This window comes from Clostridioides sp. ZZV14-6009, from assembly GCF_020658095.1.
Taxonomy (GTDB): domain Bacteria; phylum Bacillota; class Clostridia; order Peptostreptococcales; family Peptostreptococcaceae; genus Clostridioides.
This window is the reverse complement of the sequence record NZ_JAGWDG010000001.1, coordinates 588,499-601,931: the sequence shown is the minus strand read 5'-3', so window position 1 is coordinate 601,931 and position 13,433 is coordinate 588,499. Positions and strand designations below refer to the sequence as shown.

General features: G+C 26.7%; 10 protein-coding genes. All 10 read right to left on the bottom strand.

Annotation, left to right across the window (positions count from 1 at the left end):
• Window positions 1-177: 177 nt before the first annotated feature.
• Window positions 178-882, bottom strand: a complete 705-nt coding sequence (locus KGF36_RS02570) for an ABC transporter permease (protein ID WP_227829554.1) — start codon at window positions 880-882, stop codon at window positions 178-180.
• Window positions 875-1,603 carry an ATP-binding cassette domain-containing protein gene (locus tag KGF36_RS02565; RefSeq protein WP_227850062.1) on the bottom strand — a complete coding sequence of 243 codons (729 nt, stop codon included), beginning with the start codon at window positions 1,601-1,603 and terminating at the stop codon, window positions 875-877. The genes KGF36_RS02570 and KGF36_RS02565 overlap by 8 nt, the downstream gene beginning before the upstream one ends.
• A gap of 381 nt (window positions 1,604-1,984) precedes the next feature.
• Window positions 1,985-4,288 carry a glycoside hydrolase gene (locus KGF36_RS02560; RefSeq protein ID WP_227841563.1) on the bottom strand — a complete coding sequence of 768 codons (2,304 nt, stop codon included), beginning with the start codon at window positions 4,286-4,288 and terminating at the stop codon, window positions 1,985-1,987.
• Window positions 4,289-4,335: 47 nt separating this feature from the next.
• On the bottom strand, window positions 4,336-5,229 hold the full coding sequence (locus KGF36_RS02555; RefSeq protein ID WP_227841562.1) for a glucosaminidase domain-containing protein: 894 nt from the start codon (window positions 5,227-5,229) through the stop codon (window positions 4,336-4,338).
• A gap of 217 nt (window positions 5,230-5,446) precedes the next feature.
• Complete coding sequence (locus KGF36_RS02550; protein ID WP_227850063.1) at window positions 5,447-7,744, bottom strand: glycoside hydrolase family 65 protein; 2,298 nt, start codon at window positions 7,742-7,744, stop codon at window positions 5,447-5,449.
• Complete coding sequence (gene pgmB / locus KGF36_RS02545; RefSeq protein WP_227829559.1) at window positions 7,741-8,421, bottom strand: beta-phosphoglucomutase; 681 nt, start codon at window positions 8,419-8,421, stop codon at window positions 7,741-7,743. Before pgmB ends, KGF36_RS02550 begins: the two co-directional genes overlap by 4 nt.
• Window positions 8,422-8,534: 113 nt before the next feature.
• Window positions 8,535-9,419, bottom strand: coding sequence for a hypothetical protein (locus tag KGF36_RS02540; RefSeq protein WP_227850064.1), 885 nt, complete (start codon window positions 9,417-9,419; stop codon window positions 8,535-8,537).
• 226 nt (window positions 9,420-9,645) lie between these two features.
• Window positions 9,646-11,529 carry a glycoside hydrolase family 13 protein gene (locus tag KGF36_RS02535; protein ID WP_227829561.1) on the bottom strand — a complete coding sequence of 628 codons (1,884 nt, stop codon included), beginning with the start codon at window positions 11,527-11,529 and terminating at the stop codon, window positions 9,646-9,648.
• Between the two features lie 272 nt (window positions 11,530-11,801).
• Window positions 11,802-12,623, bottom strand: coding sequence for a histidinol-phosphatase HisJ family protein (locus KGF36_RS02530; RefSeq protein ID WP_227854544.1), 822 nt, complete (start codon window positions 12,621-12,623; stop codon window positions 11,802-11,804).
• Window positions 12,624-12,994: 371 nt separating this feature from the next.
• Window positions 12,995-13,330 carry a helix-turn-helix domain-containing protein gene (locus tag KGF36_RS02525; RefSeq protein WP_227854543.1) on the bottom strand — a complete coding sequence of 112 codons (336 nt, stop codon included), beginning with the start codon at window positions 13,328-13,330 and terminating at the stop codon, window positions 12,995-12,997.
• Window positions 13,331-13,433 lie beyond the last annotated feature (103 nt).

The following is a 13,433-nucleotide window of genomic DNA, read 5'->3' as shown; positions in this document are numbered from 1 at the left end:
CAAGTAATTAAAGTAAAATAAACATACTATTTATAATTATTTTTAAATATACAAACTGATTGGAAAACATACTTTAATCATCTACAAAACGGTAAAAAGCAACAGATAAATAAAGTATGACACCTTATTATTATCTGTTGCTTTATTCATTAGAACTATCTTTAATTAAATATACAATTATACTTCTATGTCTTCGACTTTTGAGATAAGCCATAAGTACGAAAGTACAGCTAATACTGCTGCTACTATCCAGACAATAATAAAAGGAATATATGTGTGAATCATAGTTGTTACAATGTTAGCAGTGCATGAGGCAAGAATAACAGAGGCTATAATCGTTGTTTGAATGGAATATTTTCGAAATCCAATGCTAGCAGAAATTACACCTATAAATAAAGAGAATACAGCACACAAAATTGTTTCAATGATAATCTTAAAAAACAATCCAAGAGTAAAATTATCAGAAATCATAGGAAAAATAGCTTCTGTCATCGTAAATATAAGTAGGGAAATAATCGTTCCAATCAACATAAAGCTCAAACATAATGTAGCTATTAATACAATCTTTGAGTTCAATAAAGTCTTTCGATTTATTGGATAAGTAAAAATTAAAATTGCATTTTTCCCAGAATATTCTTTTATAACAAATGTGGAAAACAATGCAGATGATAAAATGGCATAAGCTACCATTTGTAAAACGTTAGTGATTACCCAAATATTATGGTAATTAGAAAACTCAGCAGAATCTGTGTCTCCTCCTAAATAAGCAATCATAGCAAATGTATATAAAAATCCTAATACACATAAAGTAATAATACCCATGGCATTAAGATAAGGGCGAATTTTATTTTTTTTTAGTTCTAATTTTATAAGTTTATACACAGTTGTTTCCTCCATTCATTATTTCAAAAAAATACTCTTCCAAACCATTGGGAAATTCTTGTTTTACTGTAGACATAGGAATTTCTTTTAAAATACTTCCATTTGAAATAATACCTATTGTATCAGCTATATACTCTATTTCACTTAATATATGACTTGAAATAATAAGTGTCATATCATATTCTTTTGAAAGTGTTTTGAATAAATCACGCATTTGTTTTATTCCCATAGGGTCAAGACCATTGATAGGTTCATCAAGTAAAAGAATATCTGGATTATGTATGATTGCACGAGCAATCCCCAACCTTTGCTTCATACCCAAAGAGAACTTACATACCTGTAGCTTTCCAGTATTTTCGAGTCCTACTTTTTGCAAAACAGCATTTATATCTGCACCAGAAAAATTCATGTAAGCGTTATGTATCTTTAAATTTTCCTCCACTGATAAATGTTCATAAAAAATAGGTGTTTCTATAATACATCCAATTTTTCTTAAAATATTATTACGATTTTCTGATATATTCATATCAGAAATCATTATATTCCCAGCGGTTGGTTTTAATAAACCAGCTATCAATTTTAGTACTGTAGTTTTTCCAGCTCCATTTGCACCCAAAAATCCATAAATACTTCCTTTCTCTACATTTATGTTACAATGTTTGATAACCTCTTGATTATCAAATACTTTTACCAAATCTTGAACTTTAATGATTGTATTCATTTTCGTTAATATTTTCCTTTCTCTATGAATCAGTCTTTGTTTTTAGTGTTTATTAAACATTTCAAATTTGATTCTTTCATAAAATAATATCACTTCAAATAGACAATATGATGTCTTATTTAAGAATACTATCTTTAATTCAAAAAGTCAATATATTGTCTAAAATAAAATTTATATTTATTAAAAGGTACAATGGGTAGGGTATATGTTGGAATAGTTCAGATATTTAATATTACTTGGGCAAGGTTTTCAATATTAAAAATGATATAAAAATAGTGACTATCTTAATTTTAATAATTAAGATAGTCACTATTTTGTATAGTCTAATTAAATATCATTTTATTTTATATGTGAGTTTAATAGAATTTATTTTCATTAAATCTATTGTTCTGGTTTATAAATAACTTTCTTATTATTATCATATATTACCAAAGAATTTGACTTTACAATTTCATTTTCATATTTAACATCTTTTCCAGAAAAATTAGCTACTACTTTTAAATCCTCTCCATATTTAGTCATTTGAACTAATCTATCATCAGAAATAAACTCAAAGTCTGTCATTTCTCTTTTAATAGCCTTTTTATTAAACTCTGACCATACTTTATCATGAGAAATTATTTCACCTTTATGTTTTTCCCATTCAGTTCTATCTATATAATACATAGGTGGTGTATTATATAATACTTCTTTCATCATTCTACTTCCAACTTCATCCTTAATTTTAAAAGTTCCCCATAACCATTGATGAGAAGATACAACAGAATCATTATAAACTAATCTAAATAAAGGTAAAGAATAAGTTGGGTCTATAAATATTTTTTTGTATTTTTCTTTTACAGGTATCTGTTTCGAAAAGACTTCTGGTACTCCTCCTGTTGGAGAATAGTATCTGCCAACATAATATTCACTTTCTTTGTTCTTGCTCATATCTTTATCTACCCAAGCAAATGCTGGTGTCTCAAGCCCATGTGCAAATGCTATAGTACCACTTGCAAAGTCATTTCCTCCTTCTGAACCTATAACCATATTAGCATTATCTCTTATATACGACATTCTTTCGAGTCTGGCTTTTAAATCTTGTGACTGTGTTGTTATATGATTTGGAGAATAATCATCAAAAATTTCTCCTGTAGCATCACAGTCTATAAACCAAGAATTAAATTTATACCCTTCATCCAATATACTTTTTACTCTCTCTTTTACACTTGGTAAAGACAATGTAGGATTTAGTTGTCTTCCTTCTCCTTGAAATCCAGATTCTTTTTCACCTTTTTTATTTTCTATAGTAGCATTTTCATATAGTGACTTATCTTTAAATGCTGCCGTACTCCATTTTTCTTCCCCTGGCTTGTGTATAGAATGGTATGAATCATATGGTCCTACAAGATAACCTAAATCATTAGCTCTTTTGACTATCTCTGGTGATACATAACCATCTTCCATATCATCAAACCCTATCCAAGCATTATCAATACCAGATTTATTCATATCATTAATTACATCAATTGTATTATATCTTGCCCATGTATCAATTTTATTCACACTATCCCCTAGTTTTGACTTTAATAGCTTCTTGTTAAACTCTATAAGTTCTACTCTATTTAATTTAGATATTCCTTTATCTAATACTTTTTTTATTTCTTTATCATTACTATCAAAAACCTTACTATTATAAAAAGTATTTAGTTGCATAACTTGATTAAACGCTTGAACTATTTGATTTTTTTGATATTTATCTATATAATCTTGATTTCTTATCTGGTCAAGTACAGTTATAAATTCACTATTATCAGGTTTTTTACTTAAGAGTTCTTTCATCCAATTAATTAAATCGTCTGATAAATTTTTCTTTAATTTGTCCCATTTAATATCACTTACTGTTATTATAGATTTGTCTGCAAAATAAATCTGTGGAGCTCCATAAAGCTTTTTAATGTTTTCATTATCCTTAGATTTCTCTTCTAATGTTTTAAACTCCCCTTTATCAACTATATAATTTTTATATGTTTTGGCTACATCTGTAATATTTTTGTCAGTCAAATATATCTTAAATCCATACTCTTTATTTTTATTTATACTTGGATATTCATGTGTAAATGTAAAATTAATTTTATCTTTAGAATTAAATTTAATCTCATTATTAAACTCATTTTCAATAATATAAAGCACAGAATACTTTGTCTTATTTACTGCAAAAAACTGCATTGAAAAGGATTCTATGACATTGTAAGCTGATTCATTTAAATGCTCTTTCCAGTACTTATCATCACTTGGTATAAACTTGCCTTCATAAAGTGGTAACACATAACTTTCGCCTTCAATTCTTGGCCAATTAAAACTAGCTTCTTTTTCTGAATTAGATTTAATGTCTACATCTAAATAGCTTTCCTCCTTTTTTATATTTATGTCTATGTTTTCATCAGGATATGTCCATGATGTCTCTGTCTTCGTCTTTTTGAAATTTGATACTTTCCTTTCTTTTAATGGTTCAGATATCTTTTCCTTTAAACCATTAGATTCTACTGATACCTCAAAAGTTTCTGGTTTTACTTCAAAATTAAAATCCAGATTTTTGACATTATACATAGATGATGTGTCATTAATCACCTCACTACTACTACATCCAGTGATAGTAGTTGCAATAATTATACAACTTGTAAATACCGAGAATATTTTTTTCATAAAAGCCACCTCCTCGATAAATATATCATCCTTATGTTACGTCAAGGTTACAGTTTACTTTGAATTTCACTATCTATTAATTGAAGATTATATTGTTGAATTAATTCTATTAGACGTTTTGCATATATGTTATTTCCACTTTCATCTTTTGCAGTGCTATAACCTGCTTTTTCTAATGCTTTAGCTTGATAGATATATGTTTTTGCATCAAATACACCATTGGCTTTATATCTTTTATTTGTAGCTAAAAATTTTGCATGGTCTTTTATAGATTCACTTTTAGCATCATATATTCTAAATTTATCATCTATAATTGTATCTAAATGTTCTTTTGTTTCTAAAGTAACTGATTTTCCTTTCCAATAGGCATCGGCCTTTATACCAAATAAGTTATTATACTCTTTCGCTAAACTTGATTTACCCCAACTAGATTCAATTATTGCTTGTGCAATAGTTATAGATGGCAGTATTTTATAATTTTTATAGTTTTGTATAGCTGATGTTTCAATCTCATTAATAAATTTCATATATTGTGTGTCAGATTTTAATCTTTCTGGCTTTATGCCATAATCTTTAAGGTCCTCTATATAATCATTAACCAATCTTTTTTGTTTATTATTAAATTTTAACTCATTTAAAACACTACTTAACTTTTCCACTTTATTATTTTTAGAAAAATCTTTAACAAATAAATCTGATACTTCTTTTATTTGTGAATCATTAACTTTTTCTAACTTATTTTTATTTAATACAGCAATAATGGAAGCTACATACTTCCAATTAACTTGTGCATTATTTTCACTTGCTAAATCAGCATATTCTATATACTTACTAACATCTATATCATCCTTATTTATCTCTTTAATTGAATATTCTTTTACTAATACCCCTATTCCAACTACTATTATTAGTATTGCTACAATGAACTTCTTATTCTTCATAAATTATTTCCTCCCTTATATTCTCTACAGAATACAATATACCCTACTTTTGTTACATATTCTTTACGAAATTATGAAGATTTTATGAAGATTTATGTAATATATTTAATTTAAAGCACGATTATTGTTATAATATATAGGTTTGCATTAAATAAAAAATAGTTAAAATAAATTTTAAATTAGATAAATTTATTTTAACTATTTATACAATAAAACATTATTTTAATTTATTTCTATCAATCTCTATAGATTTTTCTAATATATACTCTTTTCCATATACAATAATTCTTATTGGTTTTCCCTTTAAATTTTCTATCTTAATTAAATTACTATATACATCAACATTGATATTATTATCTCTATAATTTATATTAAAAGAATAATTCTTCCATTCTTGAGGCAACCTAGGCTCAAAAGATAGAGTTTCATTCCATGTTCTCATACCTGCAAATCCATGTACAATGGAAAGCCATGAGCCAGACATTGAGGTTATATGAAGACCATCATTAGTATCATTATTATAATTATCTAAATCAAGTCTAGCTGTTCTTGAGTATAATTCATAAGCTTTTTTTAGGTTATCTACTTCAGAAGCGATAATAGAATAAACACTAGAAGATAAAGAAGATTCATGTACAGTATATTTTTCATAAAAATCAAAGTTTCTCTTTTTTTCTTCTTTAGTAAACCTATTTCCAAAATAATAAATTCCTTGTAACACATCTGCTTGTTTTATAAAGCAAGACCTAAGAATCTTATCCCAAGACCATTTTTGATTAAGAGGAAGATTCTCTTTTGACAAATCTTTTACCTCTATAAATTCCTTATCTAAAAAATTATCATTTTGAATTATTATTTGTAATTCTTCATCATATGGCAAATACATTTTCTTTGATATTATTTTCCAGTCCTCAATTTCCTCTCTACTTACATTATTTCTTTCAATACATTCGCTGTACTCTTTTTCTAACTTTAAGACATTTTCTATAGCATATTCCAAACACCACTTGGCTATATAATTAGTATACCAATTATTATTAATATTGTTTTCGTATTCATTTGGGCCTGTAACTCCATGTATCATATACAAATCTTTTCTTGTAGATAAATGTACTCTACTAGCCCAAAATCTAGCTGCTTCTATTATCACATCTATACCCTTTTCTTTTATATATTCAAAATCACCTGTATAATTTGTATAATTATATATTGCATATACTATACTTCCATTGCGATGAATCTCTTCAAATGTTATCTCCCATTCATTATGACATTCTACTCCATCAAAAGTAACCATTGGGTATAAGGCTCCCTTAAGTCCAAGTTTTTTTGCATTATCTTTTGCTTGCTTTAGCTGATTGTATCTATATACTAAAAGATTTCTTGCTACACTCTTATCTGCCACACCTAAATATACTGGAAGACAAAATGCTTCTGTATCCCAATAAGTAGCACCTCCATATTTTTCACCAGTAAATCCTTTTGGTCCTATATTTAATCTTGAATCTTCTCCATAATAAGTCGAGAATAGTTGAAATAGATTATATCTTATACCTTGTTGACTACTATTATCCCCTTCTATCTTTATATCTGCACTTTCCCATCTTTTATTCCACAATTTTGTATGTTTATTTAAGATATCTTCGTAATCTTTAGATATTTCTATATTTAAAATATCTTCACATCTCTTTAATAACTCATTTTCACAATAATCTCTAGTAGAAGTTATTGTTACATATTTTTCTATTCCAATAGTTTCATTTTCTAAAATATCCATTGTTATTGAATTTTCACAGTAATTATCAGTACTTAAATAAGATATATCATCTACTTTACCTCTTGTTTTAATATGCATCATTGCACCTACTGTAAATATTGGTGTATTAAATGTATTTTCTTTTGTACGTGAAAGTATCTTTCCTCTATATTCTGAGGAGCTTGAAGAAACTGCATTCCAAAATTCTTCTTCGTAATTTGAATCTTCATTTTTTATATTTGAATCTAAATATGGAATAAATTTTATTTTAGCGCTAGAATTCAAAGCTTTTATATCATACTTTATTACAGCTAATTCCTTAACTGATATGCTTAAAAATCTTGTTATATTAGCTTCAAATTTTTTGCCATTAATATTCACAGTAAATTTGCGCTTTAAAATACCATTTTTCATGTCTAATTCTCTATAAAAATTTTCAATATTACATTTTGCAAGGTCTAACTCTATACCATCTATGAAAATTCTTATCCCTATATAATTAACTGAGTTAGGAATTTTACCAAAGTATTCTGGATATCCGTTTTTCCACCATCCAACACGAGTTTTATCTGGAAACCATACTCCAGCTATATAAGAACCTCTATGGCTATCTCCGCTATATCTTTCCTCATAGTTTCCTCTCATACCCATATAACCATTGCCTATACTCATTATAGACTCTGCTAATCTATTTTCTTTAATTTCAATCTTGTCTTGTATAATTTTCCACTCATTTATATTATCAAACAAACATTTCATATAACGCTCCTAACTATATACTTATTATACTCACTTAATATATACTTAAAATTTAACTGACTTGTTGAATTTACAAGTAAATTTGCTTTTTTTAGATTTTTATAATCTCCAACTCCAACAGAAAACATATTGGCTGAGTTTATAGCATCAATACCTGCACTTGCATCTTCTATACCTATACAATTTTTAGGATTTACACCAAGCCCCTTTGCTGACATGAGAAATATATCTGGATACGGTTTGTTGTTCTTACATTTTGATGCATCTGCTATGAAATCAAATTGGTCACTTATGCCTAGATTTTTTAATACATTTGTGGCATTCTTACTTGCAGAAGATAATCCTATCTTTATATTATTAGATTTTATATCATCAAGTAAATTTTTTATACCTGGTAAAATATCATTTGAAGTTATCTTGTTTATTAAAGATACATAATAGTTATTTTTGTCTTCAGCCATTTTCATTTTTTCTTCTTCTGAAAATGAATCTTTTTTATATCCATATTCTAATATTTTATTTAATGATTCCATTCTACTTATACCCTTTAAAGACTCATTAAATTCCTTATCTATATCTATACCAATCTCATCAGCTAGTTTTTTCCAAGCTAAATAATGATAATCTGCTGTATCTGTAATCACTCCATCTAAATCAAATATAAATGCTTCAAGCATTCCTATACCCCTTTCTCTATAAGGATTTTTTAGACTAATAATTAATTTATTTTGCGTCTATATCTCATATTTTAGATATTCTTTTATATTTTAAATATTCTTTATAGAACTATTCAATCTAATTCACTCTTTAATTCAAAACCTACATCTATTTCACTCTCTTGCACACCATATTTTTTTATCACTCTAGAAAAATTTGACCACATCTTTCCAGAAAAAGCATTTAAATAATTTATATTGCAAATAAATTTCCCCTCTTCAATTTCTTTCTTATATAGTTGTGGTCCCACTATATATAAAGGAAACATAGCCCATGCTTTTTCCCCTCTGTATTTTTTTATAACTTTTGTATAGTTTTCATTCTTCATAATACATACTAAAAATACACATACAAATGGATTTTCTTCAATATCTATACCAAAAGAAAAAGATATATCCTTTCCAAACTCTTTTTCTATTTTACACAAATCCTCTTTAACCTGTTTTTCAAGTTTTCGTGAAGCTTCATTACAAAACTTTTTAATTTCATTAGATTGAATTGGAATCCAAAGTGGCATATCTGATATATAATCTATACTTTTATCATCAAATGGTAATTCTCTTCGCTTCATTTCAGCTATAGCAGACAGATAATTTTTATCAGATATAAAAAAAATTGCAATTTTATTATTATCTACATATATTTTAACTGGACATTCCTGCTTCTTATTATTTATTGAAATTCTAGTAATATCACGATATGAATACTCTTTTTCACGCCCTATGAATTTACGAACTTTAATATTATATAAATCAAAAATAATATACTTTCTTGTATATTTGAGAATTGAAGTTAATCCATATATTGTAAGTGTAATAGTAATTACTAATATGTAATACTGTTTAATATATACACAAAATACACTTAATACAATCCCAATTGATAAAAATATCAAACCTAAAATTAAATTTACACTACTAGACTTTACTGTAAATATATATTCTTTATAGTCATTCATGTTTTCCCTTCCCTCTACTTATTCAGTAATTCTCCTTTTTATTAAATTACAAAATAATTAAAAACTTCAATATTTATTTTCATCTAAATAAAAACTTTTCTTAACAAGTTTTATTACAAATCACCTGTATATAAAATTATACTAAATTCATTTATTATAATTAAAGATACTTTATTTAAATAATATAAAAAGTTATAGTTAATTTTAAATCAAGCACATTGTTACATTATTTTAAAATAATAAACTCGTATTTTTTTAATGTTATTTCTTCCTTTAAATCAATTATCTTTTCTTCATATAAATCTTTTACTTTTCTATTCACCAAATAATCTGGTAACTTTAAGATTAAATCTTTGGATGAATTATTTATTATTATTGTAATAGATTCTTTCTTTAGTATAATTGTTCCATTTTCTTTATCTGCTAGTATCCACTCATTTGATACAGTTCTAAGCTCTCTATTTGATTTACGAAGTCTAATAATCTTCTTCATAAAATCAAGTATATCTTTATCCCACTTTTCTTCATTCCATTCCATACATTTTCTTTGTCCTTCAGATACTGGACTTAGTTCTCCTTGCATTCCTATTTCATCACCATAGTATATACAAGGACTTCCTGATTGTATAAACATAAATAAATACGCAAGTTTAAATTTATCTATATTCCCATTTGCATAAGTCAATATTCTAGTAGTATCATGACTTCCAAGTAAATTAAAAATAACTTCATTGACTTGCATTGGATAGCTTACTATTACATCATTTATCATGTATTTAAATTCTTCAGCATTTATCTCATTTGTACAAAAGAATTGTTTCATAGCTTCTGACATTAAATAATTCATAACTGAATCAAATTGGTCTCCCATCAACCATGGTAAACTTCCATGCCAAATTTCTCCCAATATGTATATATCAGGTTTTATTCTTTTAATCTCTTGTCTAAATTTTCGCCAGAAAACATGATCTACTTCATTTGATACATCCAATCTCCATGCATCTATATCAAATTCCTGTATCCAATACCTCCCTACACTCAATAAGTATTCTATTACTTCTGAATTTTCTGTGTTAAGTTTCGGCATGTATTTTTCACACCCAAAACTTTCATAAGGTATGTTTTTTTCATCTATTTCTTCTATTGGAGTATCAACTTTACTCATATCTTTTATATAAAACCAATCTTTATATCTCGAATTATCCTTATTTTTAACTACATCTTGCCACTGTTTAGAATAATATCCTATATGATTAAATACAGCATCCAACATTATTTTTATATTTCTTTTATGTGCTTCTTCTATCAGTTTTTTCAAAGTAGCTTTATCACCTAAGGTAGGGTCTATTTCCATGTAGTCCATCGTATCATATCTATGATTAGTTTTTCCAACTGTAATAGGACAAAAATAAATTCCATTTACTCCTAAATCGCTCAAATAATCTAGGTGGTCTATTACACCTTGTAAATCTCCACCTGTAAAATTATCTCTTGTTGGAATAGCTCCCCATATATCTACTCCTTCTGGATTTATAGATGGATTTCCATTTGCAAATCTATCAGGAAATATTTGATACCAAACAGTATCCTTTACCCAATTTGGGACTTTAGGTATATCTATATGATTCAAATATGGATATCCAAAAAAATTACTTATTTCACATAACTCTTTCTCATCATTTTCGTTTCCTAATTTTATTATCTTTTTTTCTGTAAATAAAATTTTTTCTTCTTGACCTTCTATTATAAATCCATACCTCGAACGTTTATTTAAAGGCTTACACTCAGCTATCCAATAATCAAATAATTCTGTTTCTATTTCTTTATTCATCGTTATATTTGTTCCACCAGACCAACCAAGTCCAGATGCATTTAGATTCCCTCCTCCTGCACCTCCTTTGTCCCATACATATTGGTCTCCTATTCTTAAGGTCACTTTTTTTACCTCATTTTTTTTAGTTCTAATTCTTATATGTAATGTTTCTCTATCATAGCCATAAGCATAGTTGCTCATTGGTATATGTAATATAGCTTCTTTTGTTAAAGTTTGTTGAGTTGATTCTGTGATTTGATTGCTTAAAGTTATACTTTCTTTATTTTTATTAGACAACTTTATCCCTTCTTTCTAATAATTTACATAATTTAAAGATAGGTCAATATATTTAACTATTATATCATAATAAAAAGATATAATAGTTAAATATCATAACAATAGTTTTCTAAGCTACAATAATCATTTTTATTAAAGTAAATCTTATCTTTATTATTATTTTTTGCAAAATAAAAACCTCTAGTATTTTCCTAGAGGATACAATATTCTGCTATTAATTTTTATACTAACTTTTAAATTATTTAAAAAGACTATATATGCTATTTAGCTCTCTATGCTATATTATTAGATTTAACTTTTTCTATGTTTAAAAAATAAGTTTCTCTCTCTTTAAATAATGATACATATTTAAAATCAAGATATTTAAGCATATCATAAGCCACATCAAAATCTTTACATATATCTTCTACTCTATGAGAGTCAGAACCTACAGTAACTATAAAACCTCCAAGTTCTCTATATCTTTTTAAGATATCTTCATTTGGATGTATGGCATTTAATCCATATCTATAACCAGATGTATTTAACTCTATTCCACTTCCATTATTAATTATTGACTTTAAGACTTCATCAATAACATCTTTAAAATCATTATATATTACTCTGTTATCTGAATATATCCCATATCTAGATATATAATCTAAATGTCCATATATATTATAATCTTTAAATTCATGATTAGTTTCAAGTATACTATTAAAATATTTATAATATGCATCTTCTTTGCTAAGTCCTTCAAAGTATTTTTTCGATGGAACAGGTACATTATCAATTGTATGAGTTGAACACAATATAAAATCAAAAGGATGTGAATTTATTACATCTTTTATTTCATTTTTTAAATGTTTTCTATATCCTACTTCAACACCTAATAATAACTCTATATCCTTTTTATACTTTTCTTTTAGTTTATTAAACACTGGGACATAGTTGTTATAATCTAGACAAAATCCCTTACCTTCATCATGCTCTAAATGGTCTGTAAAAGTCAAATATCTAACACCTATACTTATAGCTTTTTTTATTGTATCTTCCATTGAATCCTTTCCATCACTTGAAAAATTAGTATGAATATGATTATCAATTAAATTCATATTATCCCTCCCTTTATTTTATCTACCTTAATTATACTACAGGTTTATTGTATACAATTGTTAAAAGAAAATGATAATAGTTAAATTTTATTTACAATACTTCCTCTTTAAAGAAATACCTTATTTTTATAATAAAAATAAAGTGTTTTTGCCATAACCGCAGTAAAACACAGTTTTTATTATAGTTTTTGGCTCATAATACAAGCTATTTACTACCTATTTACTACTAATGAATAACAGACTTTATGAATAGAACCCGACAGCTTAAATGTCGGGTTCTATTATTTTAGATAGCAATCTTTCAGATTGCCGAGAGGAATAAGGAAGTCAAATACTTAAAAGGGATATTGCTACATCAAAAATCAATACTCCTAATCATTATTTTTATCTAATGAGATTTTAAGCGATTTTATTACGTCTGTTATAACTTTCAACTCCTGTGGCTTACAAGAACTGAGAATATTGCTAATTTCATCTGTCATTGCTGTTCTATTCACTTGTGGAGCATCAAAAAGAAGTGCATCTGTCTGAACAGATAAAACATCCGCAATTTTAACCAGCACAGCAAGGCTTAACTTGGTGTTTCCTGTTTCTATATGGCTCATGTGAGTTGCAGATATTCCAACCATATCTGAAAGCTGTTCTTGTGACAGACCGTAAGCTTTTCTGTATTTTCTTATTCTTTGTCCAATTTCATAATAATTCACATCATCACCGCCTATACAATTTATCTATATATGTATAGTATAGGCATTTACGAGATGTTATAATAAACTATATGGGCTTTTTATCGCCTAATTAGTTTATATA